The organism is Proteus mirabilis ATCC 29906, assembly GCF_000160755.1.
Lineage (GTDB): Bacteria > Pseudomonadota > Gammaproteobacteria > Enterobacterales > Enterobacteriaceae > Proteus > Proteus mirabilis.
The window spans coordinates 115,510-134,951 of sequence record NZ_GG668581.1 but is presented as its reverse complement, the minus strand read 5'-3'; the positions used below and the strand labels follow the sequence as shown (position 1 = coordinate 134,951).

At 42.2% G+C, this 19,442-nt stretch carries 19 protein-coding genes and 2 tRNA genes; 18 read left to right on the top strand and 3 right to left on the bottom strand.

The window, feature by feature from the left end:
* Positions 1–92 precede the first annotated feature (92 nt).
* Together HMPREF0693_RS14460 and HMPREF0693_RS14455 are read left to right on the top strand one after the other, a co-directional pair.
* The gene (locus tag HMPREF0693_RS14460) at positions 93–440 is read left to right on the top strand and encodes a DNA-binding protein (RefSeq protein WP_004246254.1); all 348 of its coding nucleotides are present in this window, start codon (positions 93–95) and stop codon (positions 438–440) included.
* 78 nt (positions 441–518) lie between these two features.
* Positions 519–935 (top strand): DNA-binding protein, encoded by a 417-nt coding sequence (locus HMPREF0693_RS14455; RefSeq protein WP_004246253.1) that lies wholly within the window; start codon positions 519–521, stop codon positions 933–935.
* Positions 936–981: 46 nt separating this feature from the next.
* Here the strand turns inward: HMPREF0693_RS14455 and ispB are convergent, their stop codons facing one another.
* Positions 982–1,953, bottom strand: a complete 972-nt coding sequence (gene ispB, locus HMPREF0693_RS14450; protein WP_004246252.1) for an octaprenyl diphosphate synthase — start codon at positions 1,951–1,953, stop codon at positions 982–984.
* Between the two features lie 262 nt (positions 1,954–2,215).
* On the opposite strand from ispB, the gene rplU reads away from it, so the two are divergent.
* The 3 genes from rplU (at position 2,216) to cgtA (ending at position 4,102) form a co-directional block, all read left to right on the top strand.
* Positions 2,216–2,524: a 50S ribosomal protein L21 gene (gene rplU / locus HMPREF0693_RS14445; protein WP_004246251.1), complete on the top strand. Its 309-nt coding sequence runs from the start codon at positions 2,216–2,218 to the stop codon at positions 2,522–2,524.
* A 19-nt stretch (positions 2,525–2,543) separates the two neighbouring features.
* On the top strand, positions 2,544–2,801 hold the full coding sequence (rpmA, locus tag HMPREF0693_RS14440; RefSeq protein ID WP_004246250.1) for a 50S ribosomal protein L27: 258 nt from the start codon (positions 2,544–2,546) through the stop codon (positions 2,799–2,801).
* A 131-nt stretch (positions 2,802–2,932) separates the two neighbouring features.
* Positions 2,933–4,102 carry an Obg family GTPase CgtA gene (cgtA, locus tag HMPREF0693_RS14435; protein WP_004253016.1) on the top strand — a complete coding sequence of 390 codons (1,170 nt, stop codon included), beginning with the start codon at positions 2,933–2,935 and terminating at the stop codon, positions 4,100–4,102.
* Between the two features lie 110 nt (positions 4,103–4,212).
* On the opposite strand, the gene dacB is transcribed toward cgtA, so the two are convergent.
* Complete coding sequence (gene dacB, locus HMPREF0693_RS14430; RefSeq protein ID WP_004246248.1) at positions 4,213–5,655, bottom strand: serine-type D-Ala-D-Ala carboxypeptidase; 1,443 nt, start codon at positions 5,653–5,655, stop codon at positions 4,213–4,215.
* 413 nt (positions 5,656–6,068) lie between these two features.
* Between dacB and greA the strand changes: the two genes are divergently transcribed.
* Complete coding sequence (greA, locus tag HMPREF0693_RS14425; protein WP_004246246.1) at positions 6,069–6,545, top strand: transcription elongation factor GreA; 477 nt, start codon at positions 6,069–6,071, stop codon at positions 6,543–6,545.
* A 122-nt stretch (positions 6,546–6,667) separates the two neighbouring features.
* On the opposite strand, the gene yhbY is transcribed toward greA, so the two are convergent.
* Positions 6,668–6,961 (bottom strand): ribosome assembly RNA-binding protein YhbY, encoded by a 294-nt coding sequence (gene yhbY, locus HMPREF0693_RS14420; protein ID WP_012368729.1) that lies wholly within the window; start codon positions 6,959–6,961, stop codon positions 6,668–6,670.
* 145 nt (positions 6,962–7,106) lie between these two features.
* Here yhbY and rlmE point away from each other — a divergent pair, with 145 nt between their 5' ends.
* From rlmE to truB, 12 genes are all read left to right on the top strand, one after another.
* Positions 7,107–7,736, top strand: a complete 630-nt coding sequence (rlmE, locus tag HMPREF0693_RS14415; protein WP_004246244.1) for a 23S rRNA (uridine(2552)-2'-O)-methyltransferase RlmE — start codon at positions 7,107–7,109, stop codon at positions 7,734–7,736.
* 56 nt (positions 7,737–7,792) lie between these two features.
* Entirely contained in the window at positions 7,793–9,733 is a 1,941-nt protein-coding gene (gene ftsH / locus HMPREF0693_RS14410) for an ATP-dependent zinc metalloprotease FtsH (RefSeq protein WP_004246243.1), read from the top strand.
* Between the two features lie 81 nt (positions 9,734–9,814).
* The gene (gene folP, locus HMPREF0693_RS14405) at positions 9,815–10,657 is read left to right on the top strand and encodes a dihydropteroate synthase (protein ID WP_004246242.1); all 843 of its coding nucleotides are present in this window, start codon (positions 9,815–9,817) and stop codon (positions 10,655–10,657) included.
* Entirely contained in the window at positions 10,654–11,991 is a 1,338-nt protein-coding gene (glmM, locus tag HMPREF0693_RS14400; RefSeq protein ID WP_004246241.1) for a phosphoglucosamine mutase, read from the top strand. Before folP ends, glmM begins: the two co-directional genes overlap by 4 nt.
* A 166-nt stretch (positions 11,992–12,157) precedes the next feature.
* A complete protein-coding gene (secG, locus tag HMPREF0693_RS14395; RefSeq protein ID WP_004246240.1) occupies positions 12,158–12,502 on the top strand; it encodes a preprotein translocase subunit SecG in 345 nt (114 codons plus the stop codon).
* Between the two features lie 64 nt (positions 12,503–12,566).
* A tRNA-Leu gene (locus HMPREF0693_RS14390) sits at positions 12,567–12,656 on the top strand.
* A gap of 60 nt (positions 12,657–12,716) precedes the next feature.
* A tRNA-Met gene (locus HMPREF0693_RS14385) sits at positions 12,717–12,793 on the top strand.
* A 199-nt stretch (positions 12,794–12,992) separates the two neighbouring features.
* Positions 12,993–13,445, top strand: coding sequence for a ribosome maturation factor RimP (rimP, locus tag HMPREF0693_RS14380; RefSeq protein ID WP_004253010.1), 453 nt, complete (start codon positions 12,993–12,995; stop codon positions 13,443–13,445).
* 20 nt (positions 13,446–13,465) lie between these two features.
* Positions 13,466–14,974 carry a transcription termination factor NusA gene (gene nusA / locus HMPREF0693_RS14375; protein WP_004246238.1) on the top strand — a complete coding sequence of 503 codons (1,509 nt, stop codon included), beginning with the start codon at positions 13,466–13,468 and terminating at the stop codon, positions 14,972–14,974.
* Positions 14,975–14,996: 22 nt separating this feature from the next.
* Entirely contained in the window at positions 14,997–17,747 is a 2,751-nt protein-coding gene (infB, locus tag HMPREF0693_RS14370) for a translation initiation factor IF-2 (RefSeq protein WP_004246237.1), read from the top strand.
* Between the two features lie 307 nt (positions 17,748–18,054).
* Complete coding sequence (rbfA, locus tag HMPREF0693_RS14365) at positions 18,055–18,456, top strand: 30S ribosome-binding factor RbfA (protein WP_004246236.1); 402 nt, start codon at positions 18,055–18,057, stop codon at positions 18,454–18,456.
* Complete coding sequence (gene truB, locus HMPREF0693_RS14360) at positions 18,456–19,412, top strand: tRNA pseudouridine(55) synthase TruB (RefSeq protein ID WP_004246235.1); 957 nt, start codon at positions 18,456–18,458, stop codon at positions 19,410–19,412. Before rbfA ends, truB begins: the two co-directional genes overlap by 1 nt.
* Positions 19,413–19,442 lie beyond the last annotated feature (30 nt).

The window sequence follows — 19,442 nt, the reverse complement described above, 5'->3', positions numbered from 1 at the left end:
AAAATAAAATAACATTATTTTTCTAAAAATATTTCTGATTTTTTTCTTAATAATTTCTTTTTTGAAGTTGATAACAATTTTAGAGAAACGTAATGAAAAAAGAGTGGTATACGGCAATGGAATTGACGGGTATAGGTGGATTACCTAAATCACCACAAGGTGTAAATGCAAAAGCTAAACGTGAATCTTGGTTAAAACAAAAGAGAACTAATAAACAAGGAAATGGCGTTGAATATCATTACTCTTGTTTACCAGAAGAAACTTTAATTGCTCTGGAGCTTTATGAACCATTAGCACATTACAAACTAAATAAAGAGGAGCCACTCGTTATCTGGGTGAAAGCATTCCAACAACTTAATGATGGTGAACAAAAAACAGTAACAGAGCTGATCTTGCGGGATGGTATTAGAAGTTTTTTAGAAAAGATCGTCAAAGATTAAGCGACTTTAAAGAACGCGCTATTGCGTTATCCGCAACCGATATCTGACTAACCTCTTAGTTGAATGTGAGATGAGATCATGAAAAAAGAATGGTATACAGCAAAAGAATTAGTAGGGCTTGCAGGGTTACCTAATTCTCCACAAGGGGTCAATTTAATGGCACGCCGTGAAGGATGGGAAAATCGCCGTAAGCGTGGAGTACAAGGTAAAGCCGTTGAGTACTCGGTTAAAAGCCTCCCTGAAGAGGTGGTGAGTGTGTTAGCGGCGCATGAGCCTCCTGCAGAATATTTATCTAAGCGTCAGGATGCCTTTCTTATCTGGGTGGAAGCTTATTATCAGCTAACAAAATCAGAGCGTGAAAAAATCGTAAAATTTGTTTTACGAGAAGGTCTCGCTAAGTTAATTAGCTATATTGATGCTGACAATCAAGAAGAGATCGAACGAGAAAATGAAGAAGTGGTTCAAAAATTAAAAAGCCCCCCAGAGTCGACATAGTCGCTCTGACGGGCTTCTCATACTTTATGGGGTTTAGGTATGAAAATTACGATTGTCGTTGCACAGCAACGTGCGCAAGGCCAATTAATGCATCTTTGTAAGATGAATCAGGAATAATCGCTAACGCCTCAATGGCTTTATCGGCTTCTTCTTCCGCTTTTTGGCGGGTATATTCCAGTGAGCCACACTGTTTCATCGTTTTTAACACAGTGTCGAGTAAATGACGGCCGTTACCTTTTTCAATGGCTTGACGAATGAGTTGTGATTCTGTTTCGTTACCATGGTGCATGGCATGAAGTAAAGGCAAAGTAGGTTTACCTTCATCCAGATCGTCACCGGTATTTTTACCTAATTGGGTATTATCTGCATCATAATCCAGTAAATCGTCAATCAGCTGGAATGCAGTACCAAGATAACGACCATAATCTTGGAAAGCTTTCTCTTGCTCTGGAGTGGCTCCGCAGAGGATGGCTGACGCATGAGAGGCAGCTTCAAATAAACGGGCGGTTTTACTGTAGATAACTTGCATATAGTCATCTTCAGTAATGTCAGGATCGTTACAATTCATTAATTGTAATACTTCACCTTCAGCGATCACATTGGTTGCGCTAGACATCAGCTTTAGCACGCGCATGGAATCAAGATCCGTCATCATCTGAAAAGATCGTGTATAAATAAAGTCACCTACCAGCACGCTTGCAGCATTACCAAACACAGCATTAGCTGTTTGTTTGCCTCTACGCATATCGGATTCATCAACAACATCGTCGTGCAATAATGTTGCGGTATGAATAAATTCAATTAAAGCGGCGACAGAGATATGTTTGTCCCCTTGATAATCCAAAGCTCGGCCGGTCAGAACAGCGATCATTGGGCGGATCCTTTTACCACCACCGCTAATGATGTAGTAACCAAGCTGGTTTATCAAAGAAACATCTGAATTAAGCTGGTAAAGAATTGCGTCATTTACCGCAGCCATATCAGCGGATGTGAGTTTTATAATAGATTCTAAATTCATGTTTTTCGACTTTGGCTCGCCAATGAGCGCGTTATAATTAATAAAAAATGATCATGCCATAGATTTTACTCTCTTATAATTTAGATTGTACTTTAAAAATGGCTGAAATAAATATTGTGTAAAAAACTCTTTTTTTTGCTGGTTGTTTGCGATCTATACTTGTCATCGCGACTAAATTTGCGTAGAATTCGCGCCCTATGTGAATATTTTAATTGTGCACTCAAATTATACATATTGGGAGTGTGCGGAAAGCGGAGTTTATATGTACGCGGTTTTCCAAAGTGGTGGTAAACAACACCGAGTCAGCGAAGGTCAAACAATTCGCTTAGAAAAGCTTGAAGTAGCAACTGGCGAAACTATTGAGTTTGACACCGTCATGATGGTCGCTGATGGCGACAACATTCAAATTGGCGCTCCAATCCTTGAGGGCGTTAAAGTTAAAGCGGAAGTGGTTGCTCACGGTCGCGGCGAGAAAGTTAAAATTGTTAAGTTCCGTCGTCGTAAACACAGCCGTAAACAACAGGGCCACCGTCAGTGGTTTACTGATGTTAAAATCACTGGTATCGCTTAAGGTTTAGGAGAGCAGATTAATGGCACACAAAAAGGCTGGCGGCTCGACTCGTAACGGTCGCGATTCCGAAGCAAAACGTCTAGGTGTAAAACGTTTCGGTGGTGAAGCTGTATTAGCAGGTAGCATCATCGTTCGTCAACGTGGTACTAAGTTCCATGCAGGTACTAACGTTGGTTGTGGTCGTGACCACACCCTGTTTGCGTTAGCTGACGGAAAAGTTAAATTCGAAGTTAAAGGTCCAAACAATCGTAAATTTATCAGCATCGAAGCTGAATAATTACCGGTCCTTTAAACACCGAGTTAAAAGCCCTGCACAGTCTGTTGCGGGGCTTTTTATATTTAAAAAAGGCCATCTCTGGGTAATTTCGGCCATCCAGCACGTTAATGGCTATCATACGGAGTAAAATCATGAAATTTGTTGATGAGGCCAAGATCCTAATCGTCGCTGGCGACGGTGGTAACGGCTGTGTAAGCTTTCGTCGAGAAAAATATATCCCGAAAGGGGGACCAGACGGTGGTGATGGCGGTGATGGTGGTGATGTCTACATGGTTGCAGACGAAAACCTCAACACCCTTATCGATTACCGTTTTACTAAATCTTATCGCGCTGAGCGTGGTGAAAATGGCCAAAGCCGTGATTGTACGGGAAAACGTGGTCAAGATATTACTATTAATGTCCCTGTGGGGACGCGTGCCCGTGATCTTGCTACAGGTGAGATCATTGCTGACTTAACGGTACATGGTCAAAAACAAATGGTCGCTAAAGGTGGCTTCCATGGTTTAGGGAATACGCGTTTTAAATCATCAGTCAATCGTGCACCACGTCAACGCACAATGGGTACACCGGGTGAATCACGTGAAGTACTGTTAGAGCTGATGTTACTTGCGGATGTAGGTATGTTAGGTATGCCGAATGCCGGTAAATCTACCTTTATTCGAGCCGTCTCGGCAGCCAAACCAAAAGTGGCAGATTATCCATTTACTACACTAGTACCTAGCTTAGGTGTTGTGCGTATGGACAGCCATCAAAGCTTTGTCGTTGCGGATATACCGGGGCTGATCGAAGGGGCTGCTGATGGCGCGGGTCTTGGGATCCAGTTCCTGAAACATTTAGAACGTTGCCGTGTATTATTGCATTTGATCGACATCGATCCTATTGATGGTTCTGATCCCGTTGAAAATGCCAAAATCATTATTTCTGAATTAGAAAAATACAGCGATAAACTGGCACAAAAACCACGTTGGTTAGTTTTCAATAAAGTGGATCTGCTTGATGCCGATGAAGCAAAACAGAAAGCACAAGCGATAGTTGAAGCGTTGGGTTGGGAAGGTGATTATTATATGATTGCTGCTATCAACCAAGAAGGGGTGAAAAAACTTTGTTGGGATATTATGGAATTCCTGAAAGTGACCCCACGTGAGCAAGATATTGCTACCGCTTTAGCCGCTGAAGAAAAAGTTGATTTTATGTGGGATGACTACCATAAAGAACAACTTGAAAATCCTGACCTTGAAGACGATGACGAAGATTGGGATGAAGAAGATGATGATGGTGTAGAGTTTATCTACCAACGCTAATCTCTCTTTTTATCGGTATTGTTGTCTCGGTATCGTATAGACATACAGATAGCGAGACATAAAAAACGCCTGAATTTTCAGGCGTTTTTACTTTCTAACAAATAATAGTGCTATTTATTGTTATAGATATCTTTATATAAATTCGTTTCAAAACGAACCAAATAGGCGCGTCCAGCATTGCGATTTTGTGTAGGGGGAGAGTAGGCAGAAATAAATTGTACAAATGCCACTTTCTGTCCATTGGCTGTGGTCATAAAGCCAGCTAGATTATACACTCCCTTGAGTGAACCTGTTTTAGCGGAAACTTTACCGTTGACGCCCGCTTCAGTAAAACCACCACGATATTGCAATGTACCATCATGACCGGCAAGAGGAAGCATACTGATAAAATTTAATTCACTATCATGTTGTCCGACATATTGTAATACTTGCATCATGGTTGCGGGGGCTATCAGGTTATGGCGGGAAAGCCCAGATCCATCCACCATAATTGTATTAGCTAAATCAATGCCCGCTTTTTGTTTTAAAATAGCACGAGTGGCATCCGCCCCTGAACGCCAAGTGCCAGCAACACCATAATATTCACGACCAATAGTTCTAAATACGGCATCTGCAATCATATTGTCAGACTCTTTTAACATCGTCGTCAATAAAGTGTGTAACGGTTTAGATTGTGTTTGTGCTAAAACAGTAACAGGGGCTTTAGGTTGGGAGCGGCGTTTGACATAACCGTCCAGCTCAATATCTGCACGTTGTAACTCTTCTTTTAGCAATATACCTGCCCAGTGCGCACCATCTTGAATGGAAAACATCAGCGGCATGGCTTCTTCACGTTTAGGAATGCAGCCTGTTATCACATAAGTATTTAAATCTCTCACCGTGACGTCTAATTCGCAAAAGCGGGTTCGTGTTGAGCCTTTTTCATAGGTTTCAACTTCGCTTAAAACCGTGACAGGATAAAAAGACGCTTTACGTATGGTGGCGATATCACCTTCTTTTTGACCACTTTGCAGTAAGACGGAAAAACAATTTTTATCTACAATAGCGGCACTTGGTGGGGCACTAAAGCATTGGGTCATATCATTCCAAACCCATCCCGGCGCTTTGTCATGGCTGGAGAAAGCAGAGGTATCAATTAATAAATTTCCCGTTATTTTTGTGACGCCAGATTGTTTTAATACGGCAACCATTGCTCGTAATTGCTGGCGAGTTAGCGTAGGATCACCACTAAAACGGAAAATTAAATCACCCTCTAGTTGATTGTTTTTTATCTTACCTTCCGTTTCCATTGTGGTGGTAAATTGATAATCGCCCCCTAATTGCAATAGGGCGGCTAAAGCTGTGACCACTTTTTGTGTGCTGGCTGGCAAAGATAATTGATTATCATTATAAGTTAGGTTAGGGGAGGATGCGCCAACAGTTTGGGTGATTAAACCGACTTGAGTGCCATCAGGCAAAAGTTCTATATATTTTTCAACAGGAATGGCGAGGGTTGAAAAGCTTAACAGACTCAAGGTATAAAATATTCCGCGGAATATAGGTAATAAGCGCATAATTTCTCTATCCGTAACTATAAGCTTAACGCTATAGTGTTGATTGCCAGAGGCTAATACTAAAGGGCAATGAGGGCAAAAGTAAACGGTAACACGTGTGATTATCTGATTATCAGAAAATATTACTTATCCTGTTTTTAAAACGAGAATAAGACGTGAAGCCATTGGCCTCTTGTGTTAGATTTAGTTTAGCTTTAGATAAGGGAGGTTTTTACTACTTCCCAACCAAAAGGGTAGAAAGTTACAATTATTTTCTATTCATCGAATATATAAAGGGACAGGCCCTCATTAAGGCTGCCTGTGTCTTTTTTTGTCTTGAGAAGAGTAAAGTAGAACCTTTTCTCTGTGTTGTTAGTATAAAAAATCAGGATGATACCTATTTTTTATTAGGAATAGTATTGAGGTATTAACACATGAATCAGATCCCTATGACAGTTCTCGGAGCAGAAAAATTACGCGAAGAACTGGAATATCTAAAAAGTGTTCGTCGCCCAGAAATTACCGCGGCCATTGCTGAGGCACGGGAACATGGCGACTTAAAAGAAAACGCGGAATATCACGCAGCTCGTGAACAACAGGGTTTCTGTGAAGGCCGCATTCAAGAAATTGAAGCAAAATTATCAAATGCGCAAGTCATTGATATCACTAAAATGACAAATAATGGACGTATTATTTTTGGTGCCACGGTGACGTTACTCAATGTGGATACTGAAGAAGAGCAAAAATACCGCATTGTTGGTGATGATGAAGCAAACATTAAAGAAAACTTAATTTCAGTCAACTCACCGATTGCCCGTGGATTGATTGGTAAAGAGTTAGATGATGTGGTGGTCATTAACACCCCAGGCGGCCAAGTAGAGTATGAAGTTTTAAACGTAGAATATATTTAATTTGTAATTTTACGTTTCTATAGAAAACTAGAATGCTATCCTGTGGTAATATTAAAAAAGGCCTGAAAAGGCCTTTTTTGCCATAGAGTTAGTTATGGCATTTTTATATAAAGGTATAAGTTTTATTTCGGTAAAATAATTTTACGCGCTTCAGAAGGGCGATAAAGAACAACCATTTTTCCGATAACTTGTACATTCTGTGCACCGCTTTCACGCACAATCGCTGCCACGATCAAGTTTTTAACATCTCGATCTTCGCCTGCGATTTTGACTTTGATAAGCTCATGATGTGCCAGAGCGATTTCAATTTCTGCAAGAACGCCTTCAGTCAACCCGTTGTTACCGATCATAACGACAGGATTGAGATGATGAGCGAGCCCTTTCAGGTGTTGAATTTGTTTTTTGTTAAGAGTCATCATTAATTTTTGCTTAGTTGGGATTGAAAACGGTCTATTCTAACGCCATCTCTCATTTATCACCATAAAATGTCGTCAAGATGCGGTAAAATGAGTGAAGAAGTAAAATTTTTGATTGCTAAGTGTATGATAGTTGGAAAACGCAATGGCCAATAAAAAACGTTCGGCAAGCTCTAGCCGCTGGTTACAAGAACATTTTAGTGATAAATATGTTCAACAAGCAAAGAAAAAAGGGTTTCGCTCTCGAGCTTGGTTTAAATTGGAAGAAATTCAGCAAAGTGATAACATTTTCAAACCAGGTATGACCGTTGTCGATTTAGGTGCTGCTCCGGGTGGGTGGTCTCAATATGTCGTACAGCAGTTAGGAAATAAAGGTAGGATCATCGCATGTGACCTTTTACCTATGGATCCTATCGTTGGTGTCGATTTCCTTCAAGGCGATTTTCGTGATGAACTTGTATTGAAGGCATTGCTTGATAGAGTAGGTGATAATAAAGTCCAGGTTGTCATGTCTGACATGGCTCCAAACATGAGCGGAACACCCGCGGTCGATATTCCTCGATCCATGTATTTAGTAGAGTTAGCGCTTGATATGTGTCGTGATGTGCTGGCTCCCGGGGGAAGTTTTATTGTCAAAGTGTTTCAGGGAGAAGGCTTTGATGAGTACCTGGGGCAAATACGCTCCCTGTTTACGAAAGTGAAAGTTCGTAAACCAGACGCTTCGCGGTCTCGTTCTCGTGAGGTATATATTGTAGCCACAGGGCGTAAACTTTAGTACCCTAAAGCTATTTGTTAACACAGTTGTAATATGAGGTTAATCCCTTGAGTGACATGGCGAAAAACCTGATCCTCTGGTTAGTCATTGCAGTCGTATTGATGTCATTATTCCAGAGCTTCGGACCCAGCGATTCGAATAGTCGTAAGGTGGATTACTCTACCTTTATCAATGAGTTAACTAATAACCAGTTACGCGAGGTCAGCATAAGTGGTTATGATATTAATGTAACTAAAACAGATAACTCAAAGTACAGCACGTATATGCCTATGCGTGATGATAACCTGCTGACCACTTTAATGAACCGTAATGTAAAAGTGACCGGTGAACCCATTGAAGGTCAAAGTCTTCTAACACAAATTTTTGTGTCTTGGTTCCCAATGCTTTTACTGATTGGTCTTTGGATCTTCTTTATGCGCCAAATGCAAGGTGGTGGCGGTAAAGGTGCGATGTCTTTTGGTAAGAGTAAGGCTCGCATGTTGACAGAAGACCAAATCAAAACAACCTTTGCTGATGTTGCAGGTTGTGATGAGGCAAAAGAAGAAGTCAGCGAGCTAGTTGAGTATTTACGTGATCCGGGTCGTTTCCAGAAATTAGGTGGTAAAATTCCGAAAGGTATCCTAATGGTTGGTCCTCCTGGTACGGGTAAAACATTATTAGCAAAAGCGATTGCTGGTGAAGCAAAAGTACCTTTCTTTACTATTTCTGGTTCTGACTTCGTTGAAATGTTTGTCGGGGTCGGTGCTTCTCGTGTTCGTGATATGTTTGAACAGGCTAAAAAAGCAGCACCTTGTATCATCTTTATCGATGAAATCGATGCGGTTGGTCGTCAACGTGGTGCCGGTCTTGGCGGTGGTCATGATGAACGTGAACAAACGCTGAACCAGATGCTGGTCGAAATGGATGGTTTTGAAGGCAACGAAGGTATCATCGTGATTGCCGCAACTAACCGCCCTGACGTATTAGACCCTGCATTATTACGTCCAGGTCGTTTTGACCGTCAAGTCGTCGTAGGTTTACCAGATGTTCGTGGTCGTGAGCAAATTCTGAAAGTGCATATGCGCCGAGTGCCATTATCACCAGACGTTGATCCTGCGATCCTTGCTCGTGGTACTCCGGGTTTCTCCGGTGCTGACTTGGCAAACTTGGTTAATGAAGCTGCACTATTTGCCGCACGCGGTAACAAACGTGTTGTTTCAATGGTCGAGTTCGAAAAAGCAAAAGATAAGATCATGATGGGTGCTGAACGCCGTTCAATGGTTATGACCGAAGAACAAAAAGCATCAACGGCTTATCATGAAGCGGGACACGCCATTATTGGTCGTTTAGTGCCTGAACATGATCCGGTACATAAAGTGACGATTATCCCGCGTGGACGTGCATTAGGTGTGACTTTCTTCTTACCTGAAGGTGACCAAATCAGTGCCAGCCGTCAAAAACTGGAAAGCCAAATTTCAACACTTTATGGTGGTCGTTTAGCGGAAGAGATCATTTATGGGCCTGAACATGTTTCGACAGGGGCTTCTAATGATATCAAAGTGGCAACCAATATTGCGCGTAACATGGTGACACAGTGGGGCTTCTCTGAAAAATTAGGGCCATTACTGTATGCTGATGAAGACGGTGAGGTGTTCTTAGGTCGTTCAGTTGCTAAAGCGCAACATATGTCAGATGAAACAGCACGTACTATCGACGAAGAAATTAAAGCTATCATCGATCGTAACTATACCCGTGCTCGTCAAATCCTGATGGACAACCTAGATATTCTGCACTCAATGAAAGATGCATTAATGACTTATGAAACCATTGATGCACCTCAAATTGATGACTTAATGAATCGTCGTGAAGTTCGTCCACCGGCAGGTTGGGAAGGCAATAATGGCAATAGTGGTGCAAATACCGCTACAGCACAGCCGACACAAACACATGTGACGAATGAGCCAAATAATAAGTCAGGATCAGAGAGTGACACACCTTCTGATAACAATACTCATTAATCCTTATCGGGTTCTATATTGAGTAAGCTATAAATACAAACCCCAGGCTTTCTGGGGTTTTTTTATATAGGTATCAACGAAATGAAATTAATTGCCAGAGGAAGAGAGCTTAATTTATCTTCACCCCAAGTGATGGGCATTTTAAATGTGACGCCAGATTCATTTTCTGATGGCGGAACGCATAACTCTCTTAATGATGCTATTAACCACGCCGCTAAACTTATTGCTGAAGGGGCTTCTATCATCGATATCGGTGGTGAATCAACAAGGCCGGGTGCCAGTGATGTTTCTGTCGATGAAGAGTTACATCGTGTTATTCCTGTGGTCGAAGCTATCCAGCAACGTTTTGATGTGTGGATTTCTGTTGATACATCCAAAGCACAAGTGATCACGGAGTCCGCTCAAGCGGGTGCCTCTATTATCAATGATATACGTTCACTTACCGAACCTGGAGCACTTCAGGCGGCTGCAAAAACGGGGTTACCTGTTTGTATTATGCATATGCAAGGTTTACCTAAAACAATGCAACATTCGCCGCAGTATAAGAATGTGATGATAGAAGTTGATGCTTTTCTGGCAGAGAATATTCAACGTTGTATTGATGCTGGTATCGAGAAAAATCAAATTATTCTTGATCCAGGCTTCGGCTTTGGTAAAAATTTAGCGCATAATTATCAATTATTAGCACATCTAAGTGATTTTCATCACTTTGGTTTACCGATACTCGCCGGAATGTCACGTAAATCAATGGTAGGGCAGTTACTCAATGTTCCGCCACAAGAGCGTGTTGCTGGTAGTGTTGCTTGCGCAGTTATTGCTGCAATGCAAGGGGCACAAATTATTCGTGTACACGATGTTAAAGAGACTGTAGATGCGATGAAAGTCGTGCAGGCGACTCTTTCTGCAAAGGAAAATAATGAATGAGCGAACGTAAATACTTTGGAACAGACGGTATCCGTGGAAAAGTAGGTGACAGCCCTATTACACCTGATTTTGTATTAAAGCTAGGCTGGGCTGCAGGTAAAGTACTTGCACGTCACGGCTCACGAAAAATCATTATCGGTAAAGATACTCGTATTTCTGGTTATATGTTGGAATCGGCTCTAGAAGCAGGCCTTGCTGCTGCAGGATTATCTGCTTCATTTACAGGCCCGATGCCAACCCCCGCGGTCGCTTATTTAACCCGTACTTTCAGAGCAGAAGCTGGCATAGTGATTTCTGCTTCTCATAATCCCTATTATGATAATGGCATCAAATTCTTCTCCATTGATGGTACAAAACTACCTGATGAAGTAGAAGAAGCTATTGAAGCGGAAATGGAAAAACCGATCACTTGTGTAGAGTCTGCAGAATTAGGGCGTGCGAATCGCATTGTTGATGCCGCAGGCCGTTATATTGAATTTTGTAAAGGTACGTTCCCTAACGAAAATAATTTAAATGGGTTAAAAGTTGTTGTGGATTGTGCCCATGGTGCAACTTACCATATTGCGCCTAATGTTTTTCGTGAACTCGGGGCTGAGGTTATCACTATTGGTTGTGAGCCTACGGGCATCAATATCAATGACGAATGTGGTGCAACAGATGTACGTATGTTGCAAAAACGCGTGTTAGAAGAGGGGGCCGACGTTGGTTTAGCCTTTGATGGTGATGGTGACCGTATTATTATGGTTGATCATAAAGGCCTAAAAGTAGATGGTGACCAAATTCTCTATATCATTGCGCGAGAAGCATTGCGTCAAGGTCAACTACGTGGTGGTGCCGTCGGTACACTAATGAGTAATATGGGGTTAGAGATTGCCTTAAAACAGCTTGGTATTCCTTTTGTGAGAGCGAAAGTGGGTGACCGCTATGTGCTTGAGAAATTGCAAGAAAAAGGCTGGCGTTTAGGGGCGGAAAACTCGGGTCATATTATTTTACTTGATAAGACAACAACGGGTGATGGTATTGTTGCTGGTCTGCAAGTATTAAGCGCAATGGTTCGTAACCATATGAGCTTGCATGATCTATGCAGTGGCATGAAATTATTACCACAAATTTTGGTGAATGTTCGTTTTACGGGAAATCACGATCCTCTACAATCCACAGAAGTTCAGCAAGTCGCAAAAGAAGTCGAGGCGGAGCTTGGTGGTAAGGGACGCGTTTTATTACGTAAATCAGGAACAGAACCATTAATTCGAGTGATGGTTGAAGGCGAAAATGAAGAGCAAGTCACAGCGATGGCGAATCGTATTGCTGATGCAGTAAAACATGTTGGCTAATTGCTGTTTTTTTCTTCAATTAATCACTTTATAGTAAAATAACCTTGCTTGTCAGTTCAGGTTTGGTTAGTATTCACACCCGCTTAGTAAGGTCGTTGAACTAAAGCGGGTGAAGCAATCGAAGGTTATCGCATAGGCGATAAGTTCCATAGAATAGGTAACGCAAATGTATACAGCACTCATTGTTATTCTTATCATTGCAGCAACAGGGCTGGTTGGTCTGATCCTGTTACAGCAGGGTAAAGGTGCTGATATGGGCGCTTCTTTTGGTGCAGGTGCTTCCGGTACAGTATTTGGTTCAAGCGGTTCAGCAAATTTCATGACCCGTATGACCGCTGTTTTAGCAACAGTGTTTATTGTACTTTGCCTTATTTTAGGTAATTTAAGTGCCAATAAAACTGTTCGTGAAGACAGTAAGTGGATGTCTATCGAGCAGACTGCAGAAGAAGCGAAAAAAGCTGAGCAATTAGCAGCGCCTGTAGCACCAGCAAACACAGATATTCCGCAGTAAACTAAGTAATAGTTAAAAATGAGATTGTTTGGGGTTTTGGTTAAATAAACAGTCTCATTAAAGTGCCGAGGTGGTGAAATTGGTATACACGCTACCTTGAGGTGGTAGTGCCTACAAAACGGGCGTACGGGTTCAAGTCCCGTTCTCGGCACCATTATTCCAGATAGCTTGCGTTTTGCTTGTTATCAGCGTAAAATTTGCCACGTTTTTCGAACGCGGGGTGGAGCAGCTTGGTAGCTCGTCGGGCTCATAACCCGAAGGTCGTTGGTTCAAATCCAGCCCCCGCAACCACTTCTAACAATACAGCACTTTTCTCATTAATCATCTTGTAAACCGATTATGATCCTGAGTGGAATGTGCCGTAGAAGAGGTTATCTCGATTGGCAAGTTACAGGGTCCAGTTGCATAAAGCCCCGAATTTCGGGGTTTTTTGTTATCAGAGAATAGAATACTGGGCTATAAGCCCTTTTTTTATGCCTTGGGGGTGGGTTTGTCCACATTAGAGCAAAAATTAACAGCGATGGTTTCAGCACCAGTAGAAGCATTAGGCTTTGAATTTGTTGGTCTTGAGTTTATTCGTGGTCGAGTATCAACATTGCGTATCTATATTGATAGTGAAGAAGGTATCACTGTTGATGATTGTGCTGATGTTAGCCACCAGGTCAGTGCTGTGCTGGATGTTGAAGATCCAATTCAAACATTTTATAACCTTGAGATCTCATCTCCTGGTTTAGAAAGACCTTTATTCACTACAACGCATTATGAGCAATTTATCGGCGAAGAAGTCGCCGTTGTATTACGAATTGCGATGCAAAACCGCCGTAAATGGCAGGGCATTATTAAGTCTGTCGCTGGCGAAATGATCACGGTTACTGTGGATGGTAAAGACGAAGTGTTCGCACTGAGCAACATCCAGAAAGCTAACCTGGTACCCCACTTTTAAGTTTTGAAGAGGCAACTAGGATGAACAAAGAGATTCTGGCTGTTGTGGAAGCGGTCTCTAACGAAAAATCTCTTCCTCGTGAGAAGATTTTCGAAGCACTGGAAACTGCATTAGCGACAGCGACTAAGAAAAAATATGAGCAAGAGATTGATGTACGAGTTTGCATTGATCGTAAAACGGGGGATTTTGATACTTTCCGTCGTTGGCTTGTGGTTGAAGAAGTTACTCAGCCTACTCGTGAAATCACACTTGAAGCGGCTAAATACGAAGAGCCTGAAATTGAACTAGGCGGCTTCATTGAAGACCAAATTGAGTCTGTTACTTTCGACCGTATTACCACCCAGACCGCAAAACAAGTGATCGTACAAAAAGTACGTGAAGCTGAAAGAGCGATGGTTGTTGATCAATTCCGCGAACAATTAGGCGAAATTATCACGGGCGTTGTGAAAAAAGTAAACCGCGATAACATCACCCTAGATTTAGGAAATAACGCAGAAGCCGTTATCTTACGTGAAGATATGCTACCGCGTGAAAATTTCCGCCCAGGTGACCGTGTACGTGGTGTCTTATACGATGTTCGTACAGAAACTCGTGGTGCACAACTTTTCGTAACACGTTCTCGTCCTGAAATGCTGATCGAATTATTCCGCATTGAAGTACCTGAAATTGGCGAAGAGATCATTGAGATTAAAGCTGCAGCACGTGATCCAGGTTCTCGTGCCAAAATCGCTGTAAAAACCAACGATAAACGCATCGACCCTGTGGGTGCTTGTGTTGGTATGCGTGGTGCACGTGTACAAGCCGTTTCCAGTGAACTGGGCGGTGAACGAATTGATATTGTTCTGTGGGATGATAATCCTGCACAATTCGTGATTAATGCAATGGCTCCGGCAGATGTTGCTTCTATTGTTGTCGATGAAGACAAATGTACAATGGACGTCGCTGTTGAAAGCAGTAATCTTGCCCAAGCGATTGGCCGTAATGGTCAAAATGTTCGCTTAGCAGCGCAATTACTGAAAAAACATCGTGGTGATGACAAATGGGAACTGAATGTCATGACTGCAGATGAACTGAATGCTAAGCATCAGGCAGAAGCAAACGCAGCCATTGAAATATTTACTAAGCATCTCGACATTGATGAAGACTTCGCAACTGTTTTAGTTGAAGAAGGTTTCTCTACCCTTGAAGAGTTAGTTTATGTGCCGATTGACGAACTGTTAGCTATCGACGGTCTTGATGAAGAAACAGTTGAAGCATTACGTGAAAGAGCAAAAGCGGCATTAACAACGATTGAACTAGCTCAAAAAGAAAGCCTAGGCGATAACCAGCCAGCTGAGGACTTATTAGCTCTCGAAGGCATGGAACGTTCTTTAGCATTTGATCTAGCTGCCCGTGGTATCTGCACACTGGAAGATCTTGCCGAACAGGGTATCGACGACCTAACTGATATTGACGGTTTAAATAGTGAGCGCGCAGGCGAACTCATTATGGCTGCTCGTAATATCTGCTGGTTTGGGAATGATGCGTAACAACTGAGCAGGAAGGAACAGAATGACAGATGAAACAGTAAAATCACTTGCAGAAGAGATTCAGACACCGGTTGAACGTTTGGTACAGCAGTTTGCTGATGCCGGTATTAAGAAAACCGTCTCTGATTCTGTCTCCCAAAAAGAGAAAGAAACCTTGCTGGCTTGGTTGAACCGTGATAAAGAGTCAACCAGCCAACCAGAAAAATTAACGTTACAGCGCAAAGTGCGTAGTACGTTAAGTGTTCCTGGTACAGGTGGCAAAAATAAATCAGTAGCCATCGAAGTCCGCAAAAAACGCACTTATGTGAACCGTGATGCAGTTGAAAAAGCACAAGCGGCAGAGCAAGCTCAGCGTGAAGCGGAAGAAAAGGCGCGTCGCGAAGCAGAAGAAAAAGCACAGCGCGAAGCACAAGAGAAAGCACAGCGCGAAGCTGAAGAAAAAGCAAAACGTGAAGCTGAAGAAGCCAAGAAAAAGGCTGAAGAAAAGGCAAAACGTGAAGCTGAAGAAGCAAAACGTGAAGCAGCGGAATTAGCTAAGCGCGAAGCAGCGGAAAAAGACAAAGTGAAACAAAACGAGAAACCAAAAGCTGATAAGGCTGATCAGGAAAAAGCACGTCGCATAGCCGAACAGGCTGAACTGAAACGTAAAACAGAAGAAGCTCAGCGTCGTAAAGCTGAAGAAGAAGCTCGCATTGCAGCAGAAAAAGCGCGTCGCTTAGCGGAAGAAAATGCTGAAAAATGGACTTCAGATACGTCATCTGAAACAGAAGGTACTGACTATCATGTGACGACATCTCGCTATGCGCGTGATGCAGAAGATGAAAGTGATGCTGAGGTTGAAGGTGGCCGTGGCCGTGGTCGTGCAGCAAAAGCCCCTCGTCCAAAGAAAAATAACCGTCACTCTGAAAAAGCAGATCGTGAAGAAGCTCGCGCTGCTGGCCGTTCTAACAAGAAAGGCAAAGGACGTAAAAACAGCACATTACAGCAAGGCTTCAATAAGCCAGCAGCTGCTGTAAACCGCGATGTTGTCATTGGTGAGACTATTTCAGTTGCTGATTTAGCAAACAAAATGGCAGTGAAAGGTTCTGAAGTCATTAAAACAATGATGAAAATGGGTGCAATGGCAACCATCAATCAAGTTTTAGACCAAGAAACGGCACAACTGGTTGCGGAAGAAATGGGTCACAAAGTTATCTTACGTCGTGAAAACGAGTTAGAAGAACAAGTGATGAACGACCGTGATACTAGCGATGAAATGGCTGTATCTCGTGCGCCTGTGGTGACTATTATGGGTCACGTTGACCATGGTAAAACCTCTTTACTCGACTACATTCGTTCAACGAAAGTGGCTTCAGGTGAAGCAGGTGGTATTACTCAGCATATCGGTGCTTATCACGTTAAAACCGACAAAGGTGAAATTACCTTCCTAGATACTCCAGGTCACGCCGCATTTACTTCAATGCGTGCCCGTGGTGCTCAGGTAACGGATATCGTTGTTCTGGTTGTTGCTGCTGATGATGGTGTGATGCCACAAACTATCGAAGCTATCCAACACGCCAAAGCAGCAAATGTGCCTGTTGTTGTTGCCGTGAACAAAATTGATAAACCAGAAGCTGATCCTGATCGTGTTAAAACTGAGCTGTCTCAATATGGCATTCTGCCAGAAGATTGGGGTGGTGAGACTCAGTTTATCCATGTGTCAGCAAAACAAGGCTTAGGTATTGACGAGTTGCTGGATGCTATCTTATTACAAGCGGAAGTTCTTGAACTGAAAGCAGTAAAAGAGGGTATGGCAAGCGGTGTTGTTATCGAATCTTACCTCGATAAAGGCCGTGGTCCTGTTGCGACTATCCTTGTTCGTGAAGGTACCTTGAATAAAGGTGATATCGTTCTGTGTGGCTTTGAATACGGTCGTATTCGTGCAATGCGTAACGAATTAGGTAAAGAAGTACAATCTGCCGGCCCATCAATGCCTGTTGAGATTTTAGGTCTGTCTAATGTACCTTCTGCGGGTGATGAAGCAACCGTTGTTCGTGATGAGAAAAAAGCGCGTGAAGTTGCCTTATATCGTCAAGGTAAATTCCGTGAAGTGAAACTGGCTCGTCAACAGAAATCTAAACTGGAAAACATGTTTGCTAACATGGAAGAAGGTAAAGTTTCTGAACTGAACATCGTACTGAAAACGGATGTTCAAGGAACTTGTGAAGCCATCACTGATGCATTAGTTAAACTTTCTACAGATGAAGTTAAACTGAAAATTATCGGTTCTGGCGTGGGTGGTATCACTGAAACAGATGCGACTTTAGCGGCTGCTTCTGATGCTATCATTCTTGGTTTCAACGTTCGTGCTGATGCTTCTGCTCGTCGTATTATCGAACAAGAAAGTGTTGATTTACGTTACTACTCCGTTATCTATAGCTTGATTGATGAAATTAAATCAGCAATGAGCGGTATGTTAGAGCCTGAATACAAACAAGAAATCATGGGTCTTGCTGAGGTTCGTGATGTGTTTAAATCACCTAAATTCGGCGCTATCGCGGGTTGTATGGTGGTTGAAGGTAACATTAAACGTAACAATCCTATTCGCGTATTACGTGATAACGTGGTTATTTACGAAGGTGAGCTTGAATCACTGCGTCGCTTTAAAGATGACGTCAACGAAGTCCGTAATGGTATGGAATGTGGTATCGGTGTGAAAAACTACAACGATGTCCGTGTTGGCGATATGATTGAAGTGTTCCAAGTTATCGAAATTAAACGTTCTATCGATTAATCGAGTACGTCTGATTTAAAAAGGAAGGGAGCTTAATGGCTCCCTTCTTATTCCTCTCTTTGTGCTATTCCCCCTTTATTCTTTTCTGTATTTTTCAATATAAGCGAAATAGATTGGCTTTCAGTAATTTATGTCATTAAAAGAACAGGGTAAGATAACGCTAAAGAGCAGATTTATTGCTAAAGAGAAAAAAAGCGTAAAGCGGTTGTGAAACGTGACTTTATGTATACTCTTTAGATATCATCGATTTTAAAATTGGATCAATAATGACAATAGAGTGATAACGACATTGTCAGGGAGAGATAAAATGGCAAGAGATTTTAGCCGTGCTCAGCGTGTTTCTCAGGAAATGCAAAAAGAAATCGCCATCATTTTACAGCGCGAAGTAAAAGATCCACGTATTGGAATGGCCACCGTATCCGGTGTTGAAATTTCACGTGATCTGGCTTACGCCAAAGTATTTGTCACCTTTTTAAACCTATCAGCAGGTGAAGAAAGCGATGAAGAAATGGTAGAAAATGGCTTAAAAGCCCTTAACGAAGCAGCAGGCTTTATTCGCTCTTTATTAGGTAAAGCGATGCGCTTACGTGTTGTTCCTGAGCTAACATTTGCTTATGACAATTCATTAGTTGAAGGTATGCGTATGTCTAACCTTGTGTCAAATGTTGTCAAAGATGATGAAAAACGCCGTCATAAAGAGGAAGAGTAATGGGGCGTCGTCGTAAAGGGCGTGAGATTAACGGCGTATTATTGCTTGATAAGCCTCAAGATATTTCATCGAATGACGCTTTGCAAAAAGTACGCCGTATGTTTAATGCAAGTAAAGCGGGGCATACCGGCGCTTTAGATCCTTTAGCGACAGGTATGCTTCCTATCTGTTTAGGTGAAGCGACAAAGTTTTCACAGTTTTTATTGGATTCAGATAAACGCTATCGAGTGATTGCCAAATTAGGTGAAAGAACAGATACCTCTGATGCTCATGGACAAGTGATCCAGCAACGACCTGTACAGTTTAACCAGCAAGCGCTCGATGCTGCGTTAGAGAGTTTTCGTGGTGAAACATTGCAAATTCCTTCAATGTATTCAGCCCTTAAGCATCAAGGTAAACCACTTTATGAATATGCAAGACAAGGTATTGAAGTTGAGCGAGAAGCAAGACCCATTATCGTGTATGAATTGCAATTTATTCGCTGGGAAGACGATGAGTTAGAACTAGAAATTCATTGTTCTAAAGGTACCTATATTCGCACTATCATTGATGATCTGGGTGAGAAATTAAACTGTGGTGCCCATGTGATTTTCTTACGTCGTTTAGAAGTCGCAGATTATCCGAAAGAGCGTATGGTGACGCTTGAGCAATTGCGCGCAATCATTGATGATGCTCAGCAACAAGATGAGTCACCATTTCCTGCGTTAGATGCCTTATTATTGCCTATGGATACTGCGGTTGCACATTTCTCTGTGGTGCATTTAACCGCCATTATGGCGGGTTACTTAAAACTGGGGCAACCGGTTCGGGTAAATCACACCTTGGATGAAGGGGAATGGGTCAGAGTCACCGAAGGCGATGAGAAAAAATTTATTGGCCTTGCGATCATCAAAGATGGTCTAGTTGCACCGAAAAGATTAGTCGTGGATTATCACGCACTCAATAACCCTGAATAGCAATTCTTGCGCTAAGTGTGTTTGAAGCGT